Origin of the sequence: Streptomyces sp. NBC_00433 (genome assembly GCA_036015235.1) — a bacterium.
In the GTDB taxonomy this organism is placed as follows: domain Bacteria; phylum Actinomycetota; class Actinomycetes; order Streptomycetales; family Streptomycetaceae; genus Actinacidiphila.
The window spans coordinates 7,640,850-7,663,458 of the sequence record CP107926.1 but is presented as its reverse complement, the minus strand read 5'-3'; the positions used below and the strand labels follow the sequence as shown (position 1 = coordinate 7,663,458).

Annotated in this window: 19 protein-coding genes; 6 read left to right on the top strand and 13 right to left on the bottom strand. The window is 73.3% G+C overall.

All coding sequences use genetic code 11. From position 1 onward, the window contains the following. Positions 1-4 precede the first annotated feature (4 nt). The gene (locus OG900_32795) at positions 5-1,552 is read left to right on the top strand and encodes an amino acid permease (protein WUH94450.1); all 1,548 of its coding nucleotides are present in this window, start codon (positions 5-7) and stop codon (positions 1,550-1,552) included. A gap of 210 nt (positions 1,553-1,762) precedes the next feature. Here OG900_32795 and OG900_32790 read toward each other — a convergent pair whose 3' ends face one another. Next, entirely contained in the window at positions 1,763-2,374 is a 612-nt protein-coding gene (locus OG900_32790) for a TetR/AcrR family transcriptional regulator (protein WUH94449.1), read from the bottom strand. Positions 2,375-2,516: 142 nt separating this feature from the next. On the opposite strand from OG900_32790, the gene OG900_32785 reads away from it, so the two are divergent. The 5 genes from OG900_32785 to OG900_32765 all read left to right on the top strand — a co-directional run bounded on the left by OG900_32785 (position 2,517) and on the right by OG900_32765 (position 10,059). Then, positions 2,517-3,311, top strand: a complete 795-nt coding sequence (locus OG900_32785; GenBank protein ID WUH94448.1) for an urea carboxylase-associated family protein — start codon at positions 2,517-2,519, stop codon at positions 3,309-3,311. After that, complete coding sequence (locus OG900_32780) at positions 3,311-3,928, top strand: DUF1989 domain-containing protein (protein WUH94447.1); 618 nt, start codon at positions 3,311-3,313, stop codon at positions 3,926-3,928. Before OG900_32785 ends, OG900_32780 begins: the two co-directional genes overlap by 1 nt. Further along, positions 3,925-7,494, top strand: a complete 3,570-nt coding sequence (uca, locus tag OG900_32775; GenBank protein WUH94446.1) for an urea carboxylase — start codon at positions 3,925-3,927, stop codon at positions 7,492-7,494. The genes OG900_32780 and uca overlap by 4 nt, the downstream gene beginning before the upstream one ends. A 307-nt stretch (positions 7,495-7,801) precedes the next feature. Beyond that, positions 7,802-9,433: an allophanate hydrolase gene (locus OG900_32770; GenBank protein WUH94445.1), complete on the top strand. Its 1,632-nt coding sequence runs from the start codon at positions 7,802-7,804 to the stop codon at positions 9,431-9,433. A 71-nt stretch (positions 9,434-9,504) separates the two neighbouring features. Then, positions 9,505-10,059 (top strand): hypothetical protein, encoded by a 555-nt coding sequence (locus tag OG900_32765; protein WUH94444.1) that lies wholly within the window; start codon positions 9,505-9,507, stop codon positions 10,057-10,059. Positions 10,060-10,066: 7 nt separating this feature from the next. On the opposite strand, the gene OG900_32760 is transcribed toward OG900_32765, so the two are convergent. From OG900_32760 to OG900_32705, 12 genes are all read right to left on the bottom strand, one after another. Continuing rightward, positions 10,067-12,892, bottom strand: a complete 2,826-nt coding sequence (locus OG900_32760; protein WUH94443.1) for a DEAD/DEAH box helicase — start codon at positions 12,890-12,892, stop codon at positions 10,067-10,069. A 97-nt stretch (positions 12,893-12,989) separates the two neighbouring features. Continuing rightward, positions 12,990-13,877 (bottom strand): diacylglycerol kinase, encoded by an 888-nt coding sequence (locus tag OG900_32755; GenBank protein ID WUH94442.1) that lies wholly within the window; start codon positions 13,875-13,877, stop codon positions 12,990-12,992. 19 nt (positions 13,878-13,896) lie between these two features. Then, on the bottom strand, positions 13,897-14,820 hold the full coding sequence (gene tatC, locus OG900_32750) for a twin-arginine translocase subunit TatC (protein WUH94441.1): 924 nt from the start codon (positions 14,818-14,820) through the stop codon (positions 13,897-13,899). Between the two features lie 104 nt (positions 14,821-14,924). Continuing rightward, the gene (gene tatA, locus OG900_32745) at positions 14,925-15,203 is read right to left on the bottom strand and encodes a Sec-independent protein translocase subunit TatA (GenBank protein WUH94440.1); all 279 of its coding nucleotides are present in this window, start codon (positions 15,201-15,203) and stop codon (positions 14,925-14,927) included. 235 nt (positions 15,204-15,438) lie between these two features. Further along, complete coding sequence (locus OG900_32740; GenBank protein ID WUH94439.1) at positions 15,439-15,642, bottom strand: hypothetical protein; 204 nt, start codon at positions 15,640-15,642, stop codon at positions 15,439-15,441. An 11-nt stretch (positions 15,643-15,653) separates the two neighbouring features. Then, positions 15,654-15,920 (bottom strand): CpXC domain-containing protein, encoded by a 267-nt coding sequence (locus tag OG900_32735; protein WUH94438.1) that lies wholly within the window; start codon positions 15,918-15,920, stop codon positions 15,654-15,656. Next, on the bottom strand, positions 15,910-16,869 hold the full coding sequence (locus OG900_32730; protein ID WUH96008.1) for a WYL domain-containing protein: 960 nt from the start codon (positions 16,867-16,869) through the stop codon (positions 15,910-15,912). Before OG900_32730 ends, OG900_32735 begins: the two co-directional genes overlap by 11 nt. A gap of 78 nt (positions 16,870-16,947) precedes the next feature. Next, positions 16,948-17,886: a WYL domain-containing protein gene (locus OG900_32725; protein WUH94437.1), complete on the bottom strand. Its 939-nt coding sequence runs from the start codon at positions 17,884-17,886 to the stop codon at positions 16,948-16,950. Between the two features lie 81 nt (positions 17,887-17,967). Then, positions 17,968-18,339, bottom strand: a complete 372-nt coding sequence (locus OG900_32720) for an FKBP-type peptidyl-prolyl cis-trans isomerase (protein WUH94436.1) — start codon at positions 18,337-18,339, stop codon at positions 17,968-17,970. A 40-nt stretch (positions 18,340-18,379) separates the two neighbouring features. Then, on the bottom strand, positions 18,380-19,402 hold the full coding sequence (locus tag OG900_32715) for an FKBP-type peptidyl-prolyl cis-trans isomerase (protein ID WUH94435.1): 1,023 nt from the start codon (positions 19,400-19,402) through the stop codon (positions 18,380-18,382). A 163-nt stretch (positions 19,403-19,565) separates the two neighbouring features. Continuing rightward, positions 19,566-20,927, bottom strand: coding sequence for a Pup--protein ligase (gene pafA / locus OG900_32710; GenBank protein WUH94434.1), 1,362 nt, complete (start codon positions 20,925-20,927; stop codon positions 19,566-19,568). A gap of 9 nt (positions 20,928-20,936) precedes the next feature. Further along, a complete protein-coding gene (locus OG900_32705; GenBank protein ID WUH94433.1) occupies positions 20,937-22,184 on the bottom strand; it encodes an MFS transporter in 1,248 nt (415 codons plus the stop codon). Between the last annotated feature and the right edge of the window lie 425 nt (positions 22,185-22,609).

Genomic DNA, 22,609 nt, shown 5'->3' with positions numbered 1-22,609 from the left:
GCCCATGACCGCCACCGCACCATCGGACGCCCGTTCGCAACCGCCGGAGCAGCACGGCACCGAGGACACCGCGGGGCTCGCGGACTTCGGCTACCGCCAGGAACTGCACCGCAGCCTCGGCCGCTACGCGTCCTTCGCGGCCGGCTTCTCCTTCATCTCGGTGCTGACCACCGTCTTCCAGTTCTTCGCCTTCGGCTACTCCTTCGGCGGCCCGCGCTTCTTCTGGACCTGGCCCGCCGTCCTGATCGGCCAGTTGCTGGTCGCCGCGTGCTTCGCCGAACTCGCCGCCCGCTACCCGATATCGGGGGCCATCTACCAGTGGTCCAGCCGGCTCAGCAACGCCGTCTTCGGCTGGTACGCCGGCTGGATCATGGTGCTCGGCCAGATCGTGGTCGTCGCGGCGGCGGCGCTCGCGCTCCAAGTGGTGCTGCCCGCGGTCTGGTCCGGCTTCCAGCTGATCGGCACCGACACCTCGCCGGTCTCCTCGGACGGCGCGGCCAACGCGGCGCTGCTCGGCATCGTGCTGCTGGTGCTCACCACGGCGGTGAACCTGCTCGACAACAAGGTCATGTCGCTGGTCAACCGGATCGGCGTGACCGCGGAGATCATCGGCGCGGTCCTCATCATCGTGCTGCTGTTCACCCACGCCGACCGCTCCCCCGCGGTCACCGTGCACACCGGGGGCGGCGGATCGGCGCTGCTGGTCGGCTCCTTCGCCGCGGCCTACGTCATGATCGGCTTCGACAGCGCGGGCGAGATGAGCGAGGAGACCCGCCACCCGCGCCGGGTCGCGCCGCGCACCATCCTCACCGCCCTGACGGCGGCCGGCCTGCTGGCGTCCCTGCTCGTGCTGGCCGCGCTGCTGGCCGCCCCCAGCCTCACCGACGGCAAGCTCGGCACGGACGGCCTGTCCTACGTGCTCACCAGCCGGCTCGGCAGCGGCGTCGGCCGCGCCCTGCTCTGCGACGTGGCCGTCGCGGTCGCGGTCGCCACCCTGGCGATCCAGACGTCGGCGACCAGGATGCTCTTCTCGATGGCCCGCGACCGCGCGCTCCCCTTCTCCCCCGCCCTCGCCCGCGTCTCCCGCCGCACCGGCCAGCCCTACGCCCCCGCGCTGGCCGTCGGCGTGCTGTCCGCCGCGCTGCTGCTGATCGCCTTCGCCTCACCCGAGGCCTGGCTGGCCATCGGCACCACCTGCATCGTGATGCTCTACCTGGCCTACTCCATGGTCACCGGACCCCTGCTGCTCCGCCGCCTGCGCACCCCCTTCCCACCCGCGACGGACGAGTCCGGTGCCCCCGTCTTCTCCCTCGGCCGCTGGGGCGTCCCGGTCAACGCGGCCGCCCTCCTCTACGGCCTGGTGATGACCGTCAACCTCGCCTGGCCCCGCGCCGCGGTCTACGACCCCTCGGGCACGCACTGGTACTTCCAGTGGTTCACCCTGCTCTTCCTGGCCGCGGCACTGGTGGCGGGCTTCACCTGGCGAGCCCTGCGCGGCCGCTCGGCCCGCGAGGCGGCGCTGCCGTCGGCGGTCCCGTCGCCGACTCGATGACCCCTGCGGGATCAGCTCCTGCGGACACCACGGCGCCCCAGCCCTCCTTCGGGAGGGCTGGGGCGCTCTCGCCGTCCGGGCGTGCCCTGTCCGACGGCCCCGACGTCATCGAGAACGTGTCCGGTGCCGTCGAGAGCAGCTGGGAAGGCGGCGTCCCGCACGAGCGGTTCGGCGTCCGACCCGCTGAGCACCGACATGGCGGGGCCGCGGTCAGCAGGCCGCCACGCGGAGGGCCGCGTCCGCCGTGGCCGAGGCCAGAGTCGGGGCCGGGGGGCGGGGGATGAGGATGACGCCCTCGATCAGGGCGAAGAGCAGGTCGGCCCGGACGGCGAGTTCGTCGGGGGGGAGGGCCGCGCCGGCCGAGGTGGCGGCGAGCAGGGCGGCGTAGGCCGACTTGAGGTCGGCGCGGGCGGCGCGGAAGGGGGCGAAGCGGGCCGCCCGCACCTCGGGGAGGAGGTAGAGGGCTCCGAGGTTGTGGGGGCCGGCGCAGAGGAGTTCGACGTCGGCGCGGGCCAATTCCCACAGGCGGCGCTCGGCGGGGCGCGACCGGTCGGCGAGCAGGGCGCGGGCGAGGGCCAGCGACGGGGTGACCGTGCCTTCGAGCAGCTCGGCGAGCAGGTCCTCCTTGCCGCCGACGTAGTGGTACATCGACGCCTGCCGCATGCCGGCGCGTTCGGCGACCGCCCGGGTGGTGGTGGCGGTGTAGCCGTGGGTGGTGAAGAGTTCGGCGGCCGCCGCGAGGAGTTCCTGCCTGGGGCTCAGCCCGTTGTCGGGCCGCGGCTGCGCCCTGGGCCGCCCGACTCGCCGTCCGCTGGTGCTCACCTCGTGATCGTCGCACAGCGGCCGGCCGTACGAGCAGCCCGGCGGGCGTGAGGGGCCGGTAACCCGGGTGCAACACGCGGGCAACGGGCCCGAATCCGCTGCCGCCTAATTTCTGTCGCACGACAGAAATGGGAGGTGCACCGTGGCGACAGGGACGACGTACGGCGCCAGGGACCATGCTCGGGCGCAGGGCGGCAAGCGGGCGGCCGCGATGCCGCTGGTGCCGGCGCCCGACGGCCTGGTGTGGGCCGAGACGGTGGCGGGCGGCAACTACACGCACAAGACGCTGGCCCGCGGCACCGAGCTGCGGCTCGCCGACCCGACCGGCACCGCGTGCGCGCATCTGCTGCTGTTCGCCGAGGGCCGCCCGTGGGAGCGGCTGAACGTCGCGGACACCGTGAAGGTGCAGTGGAACGCCTACCTCGGCGCGGGCCGGCTGCTGCTGTCCGACCAGGGCCGGGTGCTGGCCTCGCTGGTCGCCGACACCAGCGGCCGGCACGACACGCTGTGCGGTACGTCGTCGGCGGCGCGCAACACCGCCCGCTACGGGGACGGTTCCCCGCAGGGCGCCTCCCCGGCGGGGCGCGAGCTGTTCAAACTGGCCGCCGCCAAGCAGGGGTTGGAGCCGCGCGACCTGCCGCCGTCGCTGTCGTTCTTCCAGGGCGTACGCGTCGACCCCGACGGCTCGCTGGAATTCATCGGCTCCGCGGGGCCGGGAGCCGCGGTGACCCTGCGCGCCGAGCAGCCGCTGACCGTCCTGCTGGCCAACGTGCCGCACCCGCTGGACCCGCGGGAGGCCTACGTGTGCGGGCCGCTGCAGATACGGGCCAAGGCCGGCGCGCCGACCGGGCCGGGGGACCCGCTGTGGGACGCCACCCCCGAGGGGCGCAGGGCGTTCCTGAACACCGCCGACCACCTCACCGCCAGGGGGCTGTGATGACGACCGCGACCGTACCCGCACGCGCGCCCTGGTCCGCGGTGATCCCCGCGGGCGGCCTGCTCACCATCACCGACCTGCACGGCAACCAGGCGGTGGACTTCCTCGTCTACGACGCACACGACACCGCCGTGCGCTACAGCGCCCCCGACACCATCCAGGCGCAGGGCAACATCTTCCTGACCACCGGCAGTGTGCTGCTGTCCGGCGAGCACACGGCGCTGATGACGGTCGTCGCCGACGGCTGCGGCGGGCACGACACCATCGCCGGCGCCTGCTCCAAGGAGTCCAACACCCTGCGCTACGGCCACCACACCTGGTCGCAGCACGCCTGCGTGGACAACTTCCTGGCCGAGGGCGCCCGTTGGGGCCTCGGCAAGCGCGACCTGGTGAGCAACGTCAACTGGTACATGAACGTCCCCGTCGAGGACGACGGCACCCTCGGCATCGTCGACGGCCGCTCCGCGCCCGGCCTCGAAGTGACCCTGCGGGCCGAGACCGACGTCCTGGTGCTGGTCTCCAACTGCCCGCAGATCAACAACCCCTGCAACGGCTTCGACCCGACCCCGGTGCGGATGACGGTCACCGCGCCCGAGGCTCCGGAGGTCCGGGGATGACCTTCGACACGCTGCTGGTCGCCAACCGGGGCGAGATCGCCGCCCGCGTCATCCGCACCGCCAAGCGCATGGACCTGCGTACGGTCGCGGTCTTCTCCGACCCCGACCGCGGCGCCCCGCACGTCCATCTCGCCGACGCCGCGGTGCGGTTGGGGCCCGCGCCCGCCAAGTCCAGCTACCTGGACGTCGACGCGGTGCTGGCCGCGGCCGCGGACACCGGCGCCGGCGCGATCCACCCGGGCTACGGATTCCTGTCCGAGGACGCGGACTTCGCCCGCCGCTGCGAGGCCGCGGGCCTGGCCTTCGTCGGCCCCGAGCCCCGGCACCTCGACGTCTTCGGCGCCAAGCACACCGCGCGGGCCGCCGCCGAGGCGGCCGGAGTACCGCTGCTGCCCGGCACCGGGCTGCTTCCCGACCTGGACGCCGCGCTGGCCGCCGCCGGCCGGCTCGGCTACCCGGTGATGCTGAAGGCCACCGGCGGCGGTGGCGGCATCGGCATGCGCGCCTGCCACTCGGCCGCCGAACTGGCCGCGGCCTGGGAGCCGGTTCAGCGCGCGGCCGCCGCCGGATTCTCCTCCGCCGGGGTCTTCCTCGAACGCCTGGTGGAGCGCGCCCGGCATGTCGAGGTGCAGGTCTTCGGCGACGGCCGCGGCAAGGTGGTGGCCCTCGGCGACCGCGACTGCTCGCTCCAGCGCCGCCACCAGAAGGTCCTCGAAGAGGCCCCCGCGCCCGGACTGCCCGCCGCGGTGCGGCGGCAACTCAGCGACAGCGCGCGGGCCTTGTGCGCGTCGGTCGGCTACCGCTCAGCCGGGACCGTCGAGTTCGTCTACGACGCGGAGCGCGCCGAGGCGTACTTCCTCGAGGTCAACACCCGGCTCCAGGTGGAGCACCCGGTCACCGAGGAGACCCACGGCGTCGACCTGGTCGAGTGGATGCTGCGGCTCGCCATGGACGGCACGGGCCCCGGCGAGCCGCCCCAGGCCGCGGGGCACGCCGTCGAGGCGCGGATCTACGCGGAGGACCCGGCGCGCGGGCACCGGCCGAGCGCCGGGGTGCTCACCCGCGTCGCCTTCCCACCCGGCGTGCGCGTCGACACCTGGGTCGAGACCGGCACCGAGGTCACCACCTCCTACGACCCGATGCTCGCCAAGGTCATCGCGCACGGCGCCGACCGCGCGGAGGCCCTCGACCGGCTCGCCGACGCGCTGGCCGAGACCCGCGTCGACGGCATCGAGACCAACCTCGGGCTGCTGCGCGCCGCCCTCACCGACCCCGACCTGCGGGCCGCCACCCACAGCACCGCCACCCTGGACGGTGTCGGCGACGGATCGCGGCGGATCGACGTGGTCCGCGCCGGCACCATGACCACCGTCCAGGACTGGCCGGGCCGCACCGGCCTGTGGCACGTCGGAGTGCCGCCGTGCGGGCCGATGGACGACCTGTCCTTCCGGCTCGGCAATGAGGCGCTGGGCAACGGGGAAGGCGCCGCCGGGCTCGAATGCACCTTGCAGGGACCGGCGTTGCGGTTCAGCCACGCCACCACCGTCTGCGTGACCGGGGCGCCCGCGCCGGTCACCGTCGACGGGCGGCCGGTCCCGCAGTGGGAGCCGGTGACCGTGCCGGCCGGGGCGGTGCTCGACGTCGGGGCGCCGCAGGAGGCGGGCCTGCGCACCTACGTGCTACTGGCCGGCGGGCTCGACGTGCCCGAATTCCTGGGCAGCACCGCCACGTTCACGCTCGGCCGCTTCGGCGGGCACGGCGGCCGGGCGCTGCGGGCCGCGGACGTCCTGCACGGCGGCGGCACCGCCGGCGGGCGGCCGGTGCCGGCCGGGCTGCGCCCCGCGATCGGCACGGAATGGGCGATCGGCGCGGTCGAAGGGCCGCACGCGGCACCCGAGTTCTTCACCGAGGAGGACATCGCGGACTTCTACGCCGCCGCGTGGAGCGTCCACTTCAACTCGGCCCGCACCGGCGTACGGCTCGTCGGCCCGAAACCGCGCTGGGCCCGCGGCGACGGCGGCGAGGCGGGCCTGCACCCGTCCAACATCCACGACACGCCGTATTCGGTCGGCGCCGTCGACTACACCGGCGACATGCCGGTGCTGCTCGGCCCCGACGGCCCCTCGCTCGGCGGCTTCGTCTGCCCGGCCACCGTCGTCACCGGGCAGCGGTGGAAGCTCGGCCAGTTGCGGCCCGGCGACACCGTGCGCTTCGTGCCCGTCACCGAGGACGCGGCGGCGGCGCTGCGGTCGGCCCCCGCGACGCCCCCGGTGCCGTCCAGGCCCATCCTGGGCGACGGCGGCATACTGGGCCGCGCCGAACCGACCGCGGCACGGCCCGCGGTGACCTACCGGCGCAGCGGCGACGACAACCTGCTCGTCGAATACGGCCCGATGCAACTCGACCTCGCGCTGCGGATGCGGGTGCACGCGCTCGCCGAACACCTCGCCGCGCAGCGGCTGCCCGGCGTCGTCGACCTCACGCCCGGCATCCGCTCACTGCAGATCCACGTCGACCCGGACGAGCTGCCGACGGCCAAGCTGCTCGACCTGGTGCGCGAGGCCGAGGACGCGCTGCCGCCGACCGACGAACTGGTCGTGCCCAGCCGCACGGTCCACCTCCCGCTGTCCTGGGACGACCCGGCCACCCGGGAGGCCATCGCCCGCTACATGGCCGGCGTCCGGGACGACGCGCCCTGGTGCCCGTGGAACATCGAGTTCATCCGCCGCATCAACGGGCTCGACTCCGTCGAGGACGTCTACCGCACGGTCTTCGACGCGGAGTATCTCGTACTCGGCCTGGGCGACGTGTACTTGGGCGCACCCGTCGCCACACCGCTCGACCCGCGGCACCGCCTCGTCACGACCAAGTACAACCCTGCACGCACCTGGACCGCGGAGAACTCCGTCGGGATCGGCGGGGCCTACCTGTGCGTCTACGGCATGGAGGGGCCGGGCGGCTACCAGTTCGTGGGCCGCACCGTGCAGGTCTGGTCCCGGCGGAACGCGGACCGGCAGCCGCCGTGGCTGCTGCGGTTCTTCGACCGGATCCGGTGGTATCCGGTCAGCGCCGAGGAACTCCTCGACCTGCGGGCCGACATGGCGGCCGGGCGCCTGCGGCTGCGGGTGGAGGAAGGGCACTTCGCCCTCGCCGAGCACCAGCGGTTCCTCGCGGCGAACGCGGGGCCGATCGAGGCCTTCCGCCGGCGGCAGGCCTCCGCCTTCGCGGCGGAGCGCTCCGCTTGGGAGGAGGCCGGGGAATTCGCACGGGCCGAGTCCGTCGCGGCGCCGGCGCCTGCGGGGCCCGCGATCCCGGTGCCTCCTGGCGGGTGCGCCGTCGAGGCGGAATTCGCCGCCGGGGTCTGGCGGCTCGCCGTCCGCCCCGGCGACGTGGTGGCCGCGGGCCAGCACCTGGTCACTCTGGAGGCGATGAAGATGGAGTCCCCGGTTGCCGCGCCTGTCGCCGGCCGCGTGGCGTCCGTCCACGTCGCCCCGGGCGACCAGGTCGCCCCCGGCACGGTCCTGCTGACGCTCGCCCCGCCACCACCCACCTCCGGTGCGTCCTGACCCCCGGGCGGCGCACCCCTGCGGGGTGCGGTTACGGACTCCGCAGTTGCGCTGTGTGGGTGGCTTGTCGCGCAGTTCCCCGCGCCCCTGGGCGGGTGCGTCGTTCTGTTGCGTTCACAGTGACGGTCCGTCTCGGCGGGGCGCGCAGTTCCCCGCGCCCCTCTGGGGCCTGCGTCCTCCGCCGACCGGGCCTTCGCCCCTGGCAGGGGTCCTTTACGCGGGAGGGCGAGCGTTTTTCCGGGGCGCGGGGAACTGCGCGGGCAGTCGAGACGGACAGGCAGGGTCAAGGAAAGGGGTGCCCATCGTGATGGGTGACGCAGAGCGCCGCGTCGTGGCGGCGTACGAGAGCATGGGCCGGGCCGGACGGCCTGACGTGTGGATCGGGCTGCGGTCCGAGGAAGAGGTCCGCGCCGAGGCGAAGGACGTGGACTCCCGGGCGGAAGCCGGAGACGCGCTTCCGCTCGCCGGGACGCTGCTGGGCGTCAAGGGCAACATCGACGTCGGCGGTCTGCGGACCACCGCGGGATGCCCGTCGTACGGGTACGAGCCGGAGGCCGACGCCCCCGCCGTGGCGGCGCTGCGCGCGGCGGGCGCGATCGTGCTCGGGTCGACGAACATGGACCAGTTCGCGACCGGTCTGGTCGGGACCAGGAGCCCCTACGGCGCGGTGGCGAGCGCGGCGGCGCCGGAGAGGGTGGCGGGCGGGTCGAGCTCCGGCTCGGCCGTCGCCGTGGCGCTGGGCTTCGTGGATGTGGCGCTGGGCACGGACACCGCGGGCTCGGGCCGCGTGCCCGCGGCTTTCAACGGGATCGTCGGGCTCAAGCCGACCCGCGGCCTGGTGTCGACGGACGGCGTCGTGCCGGCCTGCGCGAGCCTGGACTGCGTGAGCGTCTTCGCCCGCACCCTGCCCGAGGCCCGCAGGGCCCTGGCGCTGCTGGCGAGCCCCGTGCCGCCGCCGCGCCGCCCGGGCCCGTGGCGGGTCGCGGTCGCGCCGACCGCCCAGCTCGGCGAGCTTGACGACGGCTGGGCGGCGGCGTACGAGGCCGCGCAGGAGCGGCTGGCCCGCGCCGGCGCCGAGCTGCGGACGATCGACCTGACGCCCTTCGGCGAGGCGGCGTCGCTGCTCTACGACGGCGCGTTCGTCGCCGAGCGCTACACGGCCGTGGGCGAATTCGTGGAGCGCGGCGGCGCGGATCTCGATCCGACGGTGGCGCGTATCATCCGCGCGGCCCGCGACCTGCCGGCGCACCGGCTGTTCGCGGACCGCGAGCGGCTGGCGGTGCTGCGCCGGCGGGCGGGAGCGGAGCTGGGCGACGCCGACGCGCTGCTGCTGCCGACCACGCCGGGCCACCCGACCCTGGCGGAGGTCGCCGCGGACCCGGTGGGCGCGAACACCCGGCTCGGGCGCTTCACGAACTCGGCGAACCTGCTGGACCTGTGCGCGGTCGCGGTGCCGGCGGGCGAGGTGGCGGGGCGGCCCTTCGGGGTGATGCTGCTGGGCGCGGCGGGCTGCGACGAGCGCGTCGCGGAGGTCGCGGCGCTGCTGGAGCCGCCGCTGCGGCTCGCGGTGGTGGGCGCGCACCTGTCGGGCCAGCCGCTGAATCCGCAGCTGCTCGCGCTGGGCGCCCGCCTCGCGGCGACGACCACGACGGCGCCCGCCTACCGGCTGCACGCCCTGGGCACGGTGCCGCCCAAGCCGGGCCTGGTGCGGGTGGCGGAGGGCGGGGCCGCGGTCGAGGCGGAGGTGTGGGAGCTGGCGCCCGCGGCGCTGGGCGCGCTGCTGGCCGCGCTCCCCCGCCCGATGGCGCTGGGCCCGGTGGCGCTGCGCGACGGCTCCGAGGTGACCGGCTTCCTGTGCGAGCCGGCCGCGCTGGCCGGGGCCGAGGACATCACCGCTTACGGCGGCTGGCGGGGCTACCTGGGCCGGGGGAGTACCTGAAACGCGGCGTTCGTACCGCGGGTACGTACACTGTGCGGCACACAGACCCACGGGGAGAGGACCACGGCCGCATGCGCCACCGCACGATACTCACCGCTGGCGCGCTCACTGCCGCACTGGCCGCGACCGCACTGGCCGGCTGCTCGTCGTCGGACGACAAGAAGTCCGACGACGCGAAGCCGAGCACGTCCGCCGCGGCCACCGGCGGCACCGCCCCGAGCAGCAGCGCCGCCGCGCCCGGCAAGCCGGCGGGCAAGATGGTGGGCCACCTGGACTTCACCGGTGACGACACCGGCAGCGCCGACTTCACCAGTGGCGTGAAGTGCGAGATCAAGGGCGGCAAGCTGATCGGGGTGACCACGCCCGACGTGCTCGCCAAGGCGCAGATCTTCCCGTCGTTCATCGCGACCACGGCCGACAGCCCCGCCCAGGTGGCGCTCTTCGCCGCCCCGGACAAGAAGACCTACTCGGGGCGGGTCTCCAAGACCGAGGGTGTGACCGCGCGGAAGGACGGCGGCACCTGGACGGTGAAGGTGCAGGACCTGAAGATCGCCCAGGACTACAGCGGCTCGGGTGGCGTGGTCACCCTGAACGGCACGTTCACCTGCACGCACCTGGACGGCTGACCGCGCCTCACCCCACCGACGAGTAGGCCACGACGCCCCGCAGCAGCCCGTCCACGGCCTTGCGGGCGTTGCGCCTGACCGTGCCGGTGTCGGGCGCCGCGTTGCCGATCTGGCCCAGGACGTCGATGAGCTGCTTGCACCAGCGCACGAAGTCGCCGGCCGGCATGTCGGCGTCGTTGAGGACCGCGTCCAGCGGGTGGCCGGACGCCCAGCGGTAGGCGGGCCAGGCGAATCCCAGGTCGGGTTCGCGCTGGCCGACGCCCTCCGTCTGGTTGATCTTGTGGTCCTCCTCCAGGGCGTCGAGCCGGCCCCAGATCCTCACCATCTCGCCCAGGGCCTCCCGCGCGTTGCCGCTGGGCAGCTTCGGGGTGGCCGCGTCGTCGGCCTGCCGGGACTCGTAGACCAGCGCCGAGGCGCAGGCGGCCAGCTCGGCGGGACCGAGGCCGTCCCACACCCCGTCGCGCAGGCATTCGCTGGCCAGCAGGTCCAGCTCGCCGTAGAGCCTGGCCAGCCGGCGGCCCTCGGGGGTGACCTGGTCGCCCTTGAGGTAGTCCAGCTCGGTCAGGACGGCGCAGACCCGGTCGAAGGTCCTGGCGATGGTGTTGGTGCGGCCCTCGATACGCCTTTCCAGCTGCTGGGTGTCGCGGCGCAGCCGGTGGTAGCGCTCGGCCCAGCGGGCGTGGTCCTCGCGGTCGTCGCAGCCGTGGCAGGGGTGCGTGCGGATCGCGCTGCGCAGCCGGGCGATCTCGGTGTCGTCGGCCGCCGGGGACCGCTCCTTGCGGTGCCTGGACGGCGCCGCCCAGCCCGCGGTGCCGGCCTTGCTGCGCATCGCGGAGGCGAGGTCGCGCCGGGACTGCGGGCTGCGCGGGTTGAACGACTTGGGGATGCGCATCCGGTCGAGCGCCTCGACGGGCACCGGGAAGTCCAGCTGCGCGAGCCGCTTGACCTGGCGCTCGGCGGTGAGCACCAGCGGGCGCGGCCCGTCGTGGTATTCGCCGTCGCGGGGGTGGTGCCCGGCGGCGCGGCCGGCCGGCACTCCGGGTTCGAGCACCAGCGCGAGCCCGGCGTATTTGCCGGCGGGCACGTGGATGATGTCGCCGGGCTTGAGCTTCTCCAGCGCGTCGGACGCGGCGGCCCTGCGCTGCACGGCGCCCTGCCGCGACAGGTCGGCCTCGCGGTCCTTGAGGTCCCTGCGCAGCCGCATGTACTCGTCGAAGTCGCCGAGGTGGCAGGTCATCGACTCCTGGTAGCCCTCCAGGCCCTCCTCGTTGCGCTGCACCTGCTTGGAGATGCCGACGACCGAGCGGTCCGCCTGGAACTGCGCGAAGGACGTCTCCAGCAGCTCGCGGGAGCGGTGCCTGCCGAACTGGCCGACGAGGTTGACCGCCATGTTGTACGACGGTTTGAAGGACGACCGCAGCGGATACGTACGGGTGCCGGCCAGGCCCGCGACGGCGCCCGGGTCGAAGCCGCGCTGCCACAGCACCACGGCATGGCCCTCGACGTCGATGCCGCGGCGCCCGGCGCGGCCGGTGAGCTGGGTGTATTCGCCGGGGGTGATGTCGGCGTGGGTCTCGCCGTTCCACTTGACGAGCTTTTCCAGCACCACGGAGCGGGCCGGCATGTTGATGCCGAGCGCCAGGGTCTCGGTCGCGAAGACCGCCTTGACCAGGCCCTTGACGAACAGTTCCTCCACGACCTCCTTGAAGGCCGGCAGCATCCCGGCGTGGTGTGCGGCGATGCCGCGCTCCAGGCCCTCCAGCCATTCGAAGTAGCCGAGGACGTGCAGGTCCTCGTCGGGGATGGCGCGGGTGCGCTCCTCGACGATGGAGCGGACCCGGGCGCGGGCCTCGTCGTTGTTCAGCCGCAGGCCCGCGTAGAGGCACTGCTGGACGGCGGCCTCGCAGCCGGCGCGGCTGAAGATGAAGGTGATGGCGGGCAGCAGGCCCTCGGAGTCCAGCCGGTCGATGACCTCGGCGCGGCTGGGCGTCCAGACCCGGCTGCGGGCCCTGCGCTCGCGCTCCCGGTCGGCTTCCTTGCCGCGCTTGGCCCGCGGGTGGTAGCTGCGCTGGTTCTCCATCCGGGCGAGCCGTTCGAGGTCGGCGTTGACCTCGCGGCGGCCGCGGTTGTCGGTGGCGCCGGCCTTCTCCTCGAAGAGGTCGTACATCCGGCGGCCGGCCAGCACGTGCTGCCACAGCGGGACCGGGCGGTGCTCGGAGACGATCACCTCGGTGTCGCCCCGGACGGTGTCCAGCCAGTCGCCGAACTCCTCGGCGTTGGAGACCGTCGCGGACAGCGAGACCAGGGTCACGGACTGCGGGAGGTGGATGATCACCTCTTCCCAGACGGCGCCGCGGAAGCGGTCGGAGAGGTAGTGCACCTCGTCCATGACCACGTAGCCGAGGCCGTCCAGGGCGGCGGAGCCGGCGTAGAGCATGTTGCGCAGCACCTCGGTGGTCATGACGATCACCGGTGCGTCGCCGTTGACGCTGTTGTCACCGGTGAGCAGGCCGACCTTCCCGGCGCCGTACCGCTTGGCCAGGTCGTTGTACTTCTGGTTCGACAGGGCCTTGATCGGGGTGGTGTAGAAGCACTTGCGGCCCTCGGCGAGGGCGAGGTGGACGGCGAACTCGCCGACGATGGTCTTGCCCGAGCCGGTCGGGGCGGCGACGAGGACGCCGCTGCCGGCTTCCAGGGCCCGGCAGGCCTCTATCTGGAACGGGTCGAGACCGAACTCGTACAGCTCGCGGAACTGTGCGAGTGCGGTGGCGTTCTCCGCCGCGCGGCGACGGCTGGCGGCGTAGCGCTCGGCTGGCGACATTTCTTCTGTCATCTCGCTCACGAGCCTACCCGGCAGCACCGACACACCGCGTGATCTTTCTTTCTTCGGAGCACGGTTGCCTGCGGCGCCGAGGTGCGCCCGGCCCTGCTCAGACCAGCAGCCGCAGCGCCCCCGGCACGGTCCTGGCGTCCAGCGGCAGCGGTCCGACGCGCTCGCCGTCGGCGTATCCGGTGACGTTCTCGGCGGCGAGCCGGACCCGGGCGGCGCGGTGGACGGTGACGACCGGGTGCCGGGGGTGGGAGCCGCTGTAGACCAGCGGGAAGACCCGCAGCAGGGTGCGGCGGGAGCAGGGGCCGACCACGCAGATGTCGAAGAGGCCGTCGTCCATCTCGGCGTCGGCGCACATCCGCATGCCGCCGCCGTACGAGGAGCCGTTGCCGACCGCGATCAAGGTGGCGTCCAGCTCCCGCTCCGGGGCGTCGTCGAACTGCACGCGGTAGCGGATCGGGCGCAGCGCGGCCAGTTCGGCGAGCATCGCCACGTCGTAGCGGAAGCGGCCCTTGGGCCAGCGCATCCGGTTGCCCCGGTCGTTGACCCGGGAGTCGAAGCCGGAGGCCAGGACGGTGCCGAACCAGCGCTCGCCGATCCTGCCGAGGTCCAGCGACCGGGTGCGGCCGTCCCGCAGCGCCTCGGCGATGGTGGTGCCGGCGGCGGCGGGTTCGCGTACCGGCAGGCCGCTGACCCGGGCGAAGTCGTTGCCGGTGCCCGCCGCGACGATGCCGAGCGGCGTGCCGGTGCCCGCCACCGCCTGGAGTGCGAGGGAGACCATGCCGTCGCCGCCGACCGCGACCAGGGCGCCGGTGCCGCCGTCGACGGCCTTGTGCGCCCTTTCCAGGGCGTCGGCGGCGTCGGCGCCGACGACGGTGCGGACCGTGAGGCCGGCCGCGCGCATCGCGTCGGCGGCGGGCGCGGCCGCCCGCGCACCGCGGCCGCGGCCGGAGGTGGGGTTGACGAGCAGGGTGATGTCGCTGGTCACGGACGTACGGCCGGCGGCGTCAGGTCGCGTCGTCGTAGTCGTCGCCGCGCCCGTCGTCGCGGGCGGACTCGGCGTCGATCTGCTCGGGGATGTGGTCGAGGCTGGAGGCCTCGTCCGGGTCGAGCCCGAAGTCAGGGTCGGCGGAGCGGCGGCGGGCCCGGCGGGAGTCGTTGAAGAAGCAGATGCCCATCGCCAGGAAGTACAGCAGGACGATCGGCGCGGCCAGCAGTGTCATGGTCAGCGGGTCGCCGGTGGGGGTGGCGACGGCGGCGAAGACGGTGATGCCTATGACCATGCCGCGCCACCAGCCGAGCATGCGCTTGCCGCTGACGATGCCGGTGAAGTTCAGCAGCACCAGCACGAGTGGCAGCTCGAAGGCGAGGCCGAAGACGATGATCATCCGGATCACGAGATCGAGGAAGTCGTCGAGCGGCAGCAGGTTGGTGGTGTCGTCGGGCACGAAGCCGATCATGATCCTGGCGGTCTGCGGCAGGATCTCGTACGCCAGCACCGCGCCGCCGAGGAAGAGCGGCACACCGGCGGCGACGAAGCCGAGGGTGTAGCGCTTCTCGTTCCTGTGCAGGCCGGGCGCGAGGAAGCCCCACAGCTGGTAGAGCCAGATCGGGGACGCGCCGACCACGCCGGCCATCAGCGAGACCTTCAGCGCGATGGAGAAGCCGCCCATCAGGCCGCTGACGGTCATCTGGGCACAGGCCTGCCCGTCCGTCGTGGTCTTCGACTCCTTGCTGAGGCACTGCACCTGATCGGGGATCCGCTGCTGGAGCAGGTGGATGATCTGCTTGTAGAAGAACGCCGCCACGATGGTGATGACGATGATCGCCAGCACCGACTTGAACAGCCGGTTGCGCAGCTCTCGCAGGTGGTCCGCGAGCGGCATCCGCCCTTCGGGGTCCTTCTCCTGCTTGCGGGCAGTCTTGAGCACCCACGTCCTCGTCTCGTACGGGCAGCCGTCGGCAGCGTGTCTCGGCTTGTGTCGTTCGCCTGGGGCCCGGGACTACCGGCGGGCCGCCGGTAGCCGGTGGCCGGTCAGCCGGTGGTGGTGGTGCGGTCCTGCTCGGTGACCGGGCGGGCGCTGGCGGTGTCGCCGGGGGCGGCCTGGATCGTACGGGCCGGGGCCTGCTCCTGCGCGGCGGTGCCGGCCGGGGGCGTCGGGTCGTCGTTCTTCATCGCCTTGGCCTCGCTCTTGAGGATGCGGGCCGACTTGCCGAGCGACCTGGCCATGTCGGGCAGCTTCTTGGCACCGAAGAGGAGGATGACGACGAGAAGGATCAGGACTAGCTCAAGGGGCTTGAGATTGCCGAGCATGATAGGTCTACCTTCTCACCGGGTTGGCGGCGTGGTCCGTGCGGTACGTCTGCGGCGACCGGTCGTCGGACGTTTCCGGCCGTCGCTTACGCATGGATCGTAGCGTGCACCGGTGAACGCCGGAATATGCGCCGGAATCCACCAGGTTGCGGCCCCGCCGCGGTCCGCGGCTGAGGTGCGGGACGACGTCGGGCCGCCGGGTCAGCGTACCTTCACCTACGGTCCCGTGGCAGGCTCAGCGGCGGCTGATCTCGCCGGCCCGCTGCGCCACCGGGGCCGCGGCCCGCTGCAGGCGGTCGCCGGCGGCGGCCAGGGCGTCGGTGCTGACGGCCACCTGGGCGGCCAGTTCGCGCACCGCGGTGAAGACCCGGGCGGCGAAGACCGCGAGCACCGCGAGTCCCGCCGCCGCCAGGCCGACGCTGAGAAAGAGCCACCACATGGTCCGGCAGCCTACCTTTCCAGCCGCATCGTACGGACGCCGCCGACGGTCAGCAGCTCCACTATCCGCTCCCCCGCCGGTTTGCGCACCGCCTCGCCGCACCCGGGGCAGGTGAAGGAGTAGAAGGTGGTCTTCGCGCTGCCGCCGATGGCCAGCCGCAGCGCGTCCGCGCCCAGTTCGAAGCTGGTCCTGCAGTGCGGGCAGCCGGCCCGGAAGACGGCGGGGCCCGCGTCGGGCGGTGGGCAGGTCGTCGTCATCGCGGGTCCCTCACTCCCCATAGCCGGCAAGGGCGAGTACAGCCGCGTCGCGGGCGTCGCCGGCCAGTGCGGCGGGCGACACGATCCGGCCGTCCCGCCCGAGCCGCAGCGCGAGACGGCGCAGCGAGCCGGGGTCGGGGGTGCGCAGGGTGATCCGCAGGCCGCCGTCGGGCAGTTCGTCGGCGCTGTCGTGCGGGTAGTACTCCGCGACCCAGCGGCCGCCGGGGCCCACCTCGATGACCACCTCGGGGTCGTCGCCCGCGGGCTGCACCAGCCCCTGCGACAGGTCGCGCGGCTCGATCCGCGGCGGGTCCGACGGCTCGTCGAGCAGCCGGATCTCGGCGACCCGGTCGAGCCGGAAGGTCCGCCGGTCCTCGGAGAGCCGGCACCAGCCCTCGACATAGGTGTGGCCGACCGCGAACAGCCGGATCGGGTCGACCTCGCGCTCGGTCAGCGCGTCGCGGGCCGGCGAGTAATACCGCATCCACAGCCGGCGCCGCTCGGTGATGGCCCGGTCCACGGTCGCGAAGACGCTGCCCTCGGACTCGAAGGTCACCGACAGCTGCGCGCTGGCTCCGGCCGCCTCGCCCGCCGCCGCCTCCAGTTTGGTGCCGGCCCGCAGCAGCGCCTGCCGGTCGCTGTCGCGCAGGCCGGGGAGGTTCGCCACCGCGCGGGCGGCGACCAGCAGCGCGGTCGCCTCGTCGGCGGCCAGCCGCAGCGGCTGGGCCACGTCGTCGGCGGTGCCGGGATTGTGCCACCAGATGCGCTCGCCGTCGGTGTCGATGTCCAGCAGGTCGCCGCCGCGGAAGCTGGTGCCGCACAGCGGCAGCACGTTGAGGTCGCCGATCAGCTCGGCCTCGCTGACCCCGAAGGCCCGCGCCACCTCGCTGACCCGGGCGCCGGGCCGCTCGCGCAGATAGGTGACCAGCGACAGCATCCTGCGGGTCTGGTCGATCGCGTTGCTCATCAGGTGTCCCGCCTGCCGTCCTGCCAGCTCTCCGGGCCGCCCGTCCGGCGGTCCGCTCCCCCGCTCATCGCCGCCACCCGCTCAGCCCTTGGCCACCGCGCGCAGCCGGTCGAGCACCTCGGTACGCAGCTCGTCGGGCGCCAGCACGACCACGTCGGGGCCGAATTCGGCGAGCCAGGCGTCCAGGCCGTGCCCGTAGGGCACCTCCAGCTCGTCCCAGTCCGCGTCGACCGGGGTGGTGGCGACCGCCTTGGCCCGCAGCGGATAGCCGCTGTCGCGGCGCAGCCGGATCGTGGCGGTGGTGGTGGCGCCCTCGCCGGCCCAGCGCGCCACGGTCTCGCGTACGTCCACATGCGCGGGCACCTCGGCGGTGAAGGCGCCGCGCGCCTTGACCCGGCCGCTGATCCGCGACAGCCGGAAGACCCGGACCGCGCCGCGGTCCCGGTCGTAGCCGGCCAGATACCAGTGGCCGCGCCAGCACTCCAGCGCCCACGGCTCGACCTGCCGCGGCTCCGGGCGCACCGCGCTGGCCTTGCGGTAGTCGAAGGCGACGGCCCGGCGCTCGCGGGTGGCCAGCATCAGCGCCTCGAAGGCCGGCTCCGGGGTGGGGATCCGCGGCTCAAGCGCGCTGTGGGTGTCCTCGTACGGCACCCCCGCCGCGCGCAGCTTCTGCAGCGCCCCGCTGGCCGCCTCGGCCAGCCTGGCCTGCTGCCAGACCTTGGCGGCCAGCGCCAGGGCGGCGGCCTCCTCGGGGTCGAGTGCGATGTCGGGCAGCCGGTTGCGGTCGCGGCGGGCGAGGTAGCCGTACTCGCCTTCGAGGTTCTCCACGGTGTCGATGACCAGGCCCAGCTCGCGCAGGTCGTCCTTGTCCCGCTCGAACATCCGGTTGAAGGAGTCGTCCGAGGTGACCTCGTGGTAGGCCTCGATGGAGGCCCGCAGCTCGCGCTTGCTGACCGGGCGACGGGTGTTCATCAGGCACAGCGCCAGATTCATCAGCCGCTCGGCCTTGGCAATCGCCATCCCGGTCCCCCTTCTGTGCGTTCGCTCGGCGAACCGTATCGAAAAGCGGTCCCCCCGGTGGTGTCCGGGGGGACCACTCCGTCAGACAGCGACCAGGTCGCAGACGAAGATCAGCGTCTCGCCCGGCTTGATGGAGCTGCCGGCGCCGCGGTCGCCGTAGGCGAGGCGGGACGGGATGGTCAGCTGGCGGCGGCCGCCGACCTTCATGCCCTGCACGCCCTGGTCCCAGCCGGCGATGACCTGGCCGACGCCCAGCTGGAACTGCAGCGGTGTGCCGCGGTTCCAGCTCGCGTCGAACTCCTCGCCGGAGGAGAACGCCACGCCGACGTAGTGGACGGAGACGGTGTCCCCTGCCTTGGCGACCGGCCCGTCGCCCTCCCAGATGTCCTTGATCTCCAGGTCGGCCGGCGGCTCGCCGCCCGGGAAGTCGATCTCGGGCTTGTCGATGCTCACTTCGATGCTCCTTGTACGGTTGCGGGCAACCGGGACAGTCTTACAGAACCGCGATGATGTCCACCGAGAAGACCAGTGTGGCGTTCGCCGGCACCGGTCCGTTGGCCTGGTCCTTGTAGGCCAGGTCCGGCGGCGTCACCAGCATCACCCGGCTGCCGACCTTCTTGCCGGTCAGGCCCTGCGTCCAGCCCGGGATGACGCTGGACAGCGGGAACTGCGTGACCTGCTTGCGGGAGTAGCTGGAGTCGAACTCCTTGCCGCCGTCCCACAGCACGCCCTTGTACTGCACCACCAGCGTGTCGGAGGCCTTGACGGCCTTGCCGTCGCCTTCCAGCACGTAGTTCGAGACCAGCTTGGTGGGCGCCTTGGTCTTGGGCACCGTGATGGACGGCGCCTTGCCGTCGGTGTTCGTGCCGACCTTGGGCAGGTCCGCGTCGGTCTGCGGCACGGTCTTGCCCTTGGCGGAGTCCTTGCCCGTGTAGACGTTGAGCACGTCCACGACGAAGACCAGGGTGTCGGTGCCCTTGATGCCCGCCTGGGCGTTGCCCGAGGTCCCGTAGCCGAGGGCCGGCGGGATGGCCGCGATGACCCGGCCGTTCTTCTTGGCGCCGATCACGGCCTGCTCGAAGCCCGGGATGACCGCCTGGCTGCCGGTCTGGAAGGCGTACGGCGTCTTCCCGAAGTTGGTGTCGAACACCTTGGCGGTGCTCCACACCTGGCCCAGGTAGTTCACCTGAACGATGTCGCCGGAAGCCACCGCGGCGCCCTCGCCGGGGATCAGCGTCTTGACGGCGAGGTCGGTGGACGGGGTGCCGGTTCCCTTGGCCACGGTCGGCTTGGTGTTGAAGGCGGTGCCGCTGGTGACCTTCGGCACCGGGCCGCTGACGATCTTGGTGCTCGGCGTCGCGCTGGGGGTCGCGCTGGGCGTGGCGCTCGCCGATGTGCTCGGCGAGCCCGAGGGCGAGTCGGAGGCCGCTGAATCGCTCTTCTTGGAGTCGTCACCACAGCCGGCGGCAGTGAGCATGAGCGCGGGCACGGCGAGCAGTACGGAGCGTCGGCGCACGGATTCCCTCGGTTCGGGTCGGAGTCGGGGTCGGAGGTGTCTAGATACCGCCCCACACCCTACGGCGTACCGCAGGCCCCGTACGAGTTCCGCACGGGGCCTGTGGGTCCGCTGTGACGGCCGTCGCCTTGACGGCGAGGGCCGCTGCCGCGCCCGGGACGGGCTACATCCCGGCGATGAGCTTCTCCACCCGGTCGTCCACCGACCGGAAGGGGTCCTTGCACAGCACGGTCCGCTGCGCCTGGTCGTTGAGCTTGAGATGCACCCAGTCGACGGTGAAGTCGCGGCGCTGCTCCTGGGCGCGGCGGATGAAGTCGCCGCGCAGCCTGGCCCTGGTGGTCTGCGGGGGCACCGACTTGGCCTCGAAGATCTTCAGGTCGTTGCAGATCCTGGCCGCCTGCCCCTTGCGCTCCAGCAGGTAGTACAGACCGCGGCGGCGGTGGATGTCGTGGTAGGCGAGGTCTATCTGCGCGACCCGGGGGTGCGACATGGTGATGTTGTCGCGGTTCCGGTAGCGCTCGATGAGCTGGTATTTCATGACCCAGTCGATCTCGGTGCCGATCCTGGACAGGTCACCGCTGCCGATCGACTCCAGGGTGCGACCCCACAGCTCCAGCACCTGCTCGATCACGCCGCTGCGGATGCCGCGGCGCTCGCAGAACTCGACGGCCTTGGAGTAATACTCCTGCTGGATGTCCAGCGCGGACGCCTCGCGCCCCGAGGCCAGCCGCACCTTGCGGCGGCCGGTGATGTCGTGGCTGACCTCGCGGATGGCCCTGATCGGATTCTCCAGGGTCAGGTCCCGCATCACCGTGCCGGCCTCGATCATGCGCAGCACCAGGTCGGTGGCGCCGACCTTGAGCAGCATCGTGGTCTCGGACATGTTGGAGTCGCCGACGATGACATGCAGCCTGCGGTAGCGCTCGGCGTCGGCGTGCGGCTCGTCCCTGGTGTTGATGATCGGCCGGGAGCGGGTGGTGGCCGAGCTGACCCCTTCCCAGATGTGCTCGGCGCGCTGGCTCACGCAGAAGACCGCGCCCCGCGGGGTCTGCAGCACCTTGCCCGCGCCGCACAGCAGCTGCCGGGTGACGAGGAAGGGAATGAGGATGTCGGCGAGGCGGGAGAATTCCCCGTGCCGGGCCACCAGGTAATTCTCGTGGCATCCGTAGGAGTTGCCCGCCGAGTCTGTGTTGTTCTTGAACAGGTACACATCCCCGGCGATGCCCTCTTCGTGCAGCCGGCGCTCCGCGTCGACCAGAAGGCCTTCGAGGATGCGCTCGCCGGCCTTGTCGTGGGTGACCAGTTCGGTGACGTTGTCGCACTCCGGAGTGGCGTACTCCGGGTGCGATCCGACGTCGAGATAGAGACGGGCACCATTGCGGAGGAAAACATTGCTGCTCCGGCCCCATGACACGACACGGCGGAAGAGGTACCGCGCCACCTCGTCAGGGGACAGACGCCGCTGTCCCCTGAACGTGCATGTGACGCCGTACTCGTTCTCCAGCCCGAAAATGCGGCGGTCCATGTCTGAACATTACGCCTGATGCGTGGAGCTGAAACGGGGTTCGACGGCACGGTTTGGATCTTTTTCCTGCCGGGTTTCGAGGTTTGGCGCCGTCAGGAATCCGCCGGTCGAGAGCAGTACGGCCGTCGCGACGGCCGCGCCGGTGCCCGCCACGCCGAATCCGGCGACCGCGCCGCCCTGTTGCGCGGCCACTCCCGCGGCCGCGGTGCCCAGTGCCGCGCCGACGCCGACCGCGGTCACCACCCAGGAGAAGGCCTCCGTCACGGTGCCGGCCGGGGCGTGCCGGTCCACCACCAGGAAGCCGCAGGCCAGGGCGGGCGCCAGGAAGAGCCCGGACAGCGCGGCGAGCAGCAGCATCCAGGGCAGGGCGGGCACGAGCATCAGCGGCGGGTAGCAGAGCGCGAGCGCCACGCTCAGCACCCGCAGCCGCCGCTCCGGCTGCCCCGGCCAGCCCCTGGCCCCGTAGGTCAGCCCGCCGGCCAGGGCGCCCACGCCGTTCGCGGCCAGGACGTACGCGGCCACCGGGCCGCCGCCGTGCGCGTCGCCGTAGACCACCGCGGCCAGCGAGATCGCGCCCAGCGTCACACCGACGAAGAAGAAGGCGCCGAGCAGCACCGCCAGGCCCACCGAGCGCAGCGCGCCGAGCCAGTGCGCCTCGCGATCCGCGGCCCGCCAGCGCCGCGAGGGCCCCGAGGTGACCACCACCAGGGTCCCCGCGACCCCGAGCAGCCCGGTCACGACCACGGCCGCGGCCTGGGAGGCGGCCGCGATGACCAGCGTCACCAGCAGCGGCCCGGCCGCGAAGAGCACCTCCTGCGCGGCCGCGTCCAGCGCGTACGCCCGCTGCACCCGGTCCTCGCGCCCCAGCACGTCCGGCCACAGCGCCCGCAGCCCGCCCTCCAGCGGCGGCGTGGCCACCCCCGCGAGCACCACCGCGGCGGTCGCCAGCGGCAGCGGCTCCGGCCCGACGGCGGCCAGCAGCCCGAACCCGGCAGCCGACAGCAGCGCGGCCCCCGCCATCACTCGCGGCTGCCCCCGCCGGTCCACCGCCCGCCCGAGCAGCGGCTGCCCCACGGCGACGGCACACCCGTAGACCGCCGACAGCGCCCCCGCCAGCCCGTACCCCGCCCCCTGCGAGCGCAGGTACAGCACGATGGCGAGCGCGGCCATGGCGTTGGGCAGCCGCCCCAGCAACGTCCCGCCCAGCAGCCTCGCGGCATGCGGCGTCCGCAACAGGTCCCCGTAACCGGTGGCCATCCCGCCCCTTCCCGCCGCGCTAGTGTTACGTATAACGTCCGGCCCTATACGTACCATGGCGCCAACTGCGCGGTCCACCCGCGCGACAGCGCCGAACGACGCGGAAAGGGGTACCGGGGTGCCTGAAGCCGACGCGAACGCCGCGCCGGGCGCGCACGCGCACGCCCGCTCCGGCCCCGGGGAGGACGGGCCCCGGGGGGACGACGCGGACGCGGCGCCCGGTCCCGGGCGGACTGACGCCGGCGCGGGCGCGTCGCCCGGCGCGCACGCCCGGCACGGCGCTGGAGAGCCCCGAGGGCACGACGCCGACGCGGCGCCCGGTCCGCATGCCCGGCCCGGCCCCGGGGAGGGTGACGCCGACGCGGCGTCCGGAGTGCGCCGGGGAGCGTCCGGTCCTGACTCACAGCCCGGCTCGGGAGAGAGCC

Excerpts from the sequence above, each read along its gene's own strand:
- OG900_32795 (WUH94450.1), top strand. The coding sequence starts at position 5 with ATGACCGCCACCGCACCATCGGACGCCCGTTCGCAACCGCCGGAGCAG.
- OG900_32725 (WUH94437.1), bottom strand. The coding sequence starts at position 17,886 with ATGGCGATTGCCAAGGCCGAGCGGCTGATGAATCTGGCGCTGTGCCTG.
- OG900_32740 (WUH94439.1), bottom strand. The coding sequence starts at position 15,642 with ATGTGGTGGCTCTTTCTCAGCGTCGGCCTGGCGGCGGCGGGACTCGCG.
- tatA (WUH94440.1), bottom strand. The coding sequence starts at position 15,203 with ATGCTCGGCAATCTCAAGCCCCTTGAGCTAGTCCTGATCCTTCTCGTC.
- uca (WUH94446.1), top strand. The coding sequence starts at position 3,925 with ATGACCTTCGACACGCTGCTGGTCGCCAACCGGGGCGAGATCGCCGCC.
- pafA (WUH94434.1), bottom strand. The coding sequence starts at position 20,927 with ATGGACCGCCGCATTTTCGGGCTGGAGAACGAGTACGGCGTCACATGC.
- OG900_32760 (WUH94443.1), bottom strand. The coding sequence starts at position 12,892 with ATGACAGAAGAAATGTCGCCAGCCGAGCGCTACGCCGCCAGCCGTCGC.
- OG900_32735 (WUH94438.1), bottom strand. The coding sequence starts at position 15,920 with ATGGGGAGTGAGGGACCCGCGATGACGACGACCTGCCCACCGCCCGAC.
- OG900_32765 (WUH94444.1), top strand. The coding sequence starts at position 9,505 with ATGCGCCACCGCACGATACTCACCGCTGGCGCGCTCACTGCCGCACTG.
- OG900_32770 (WUH94445.1), top strand. The coding sequence starts at position 7,802 with ATGGGTGACGCAGAGCGCCGCGTCGTGGCGGCGTACGAGAGCATGGGC.
- OG900_32780 (WUH94447.1), top strand. The coding sequence starts at position 3,311 with ATGACGACCGCGACCGTACCCGCACGCGCGCCCTGGTCCGCGGTGATC.
- OG900_32705 (WUH94433.1), bottom strand. The coding sequence starts at position 22,184 with ATGGCCACCGGTTACGGGGACCTGTTGCGGACGCCGCATGCCGCGAGG.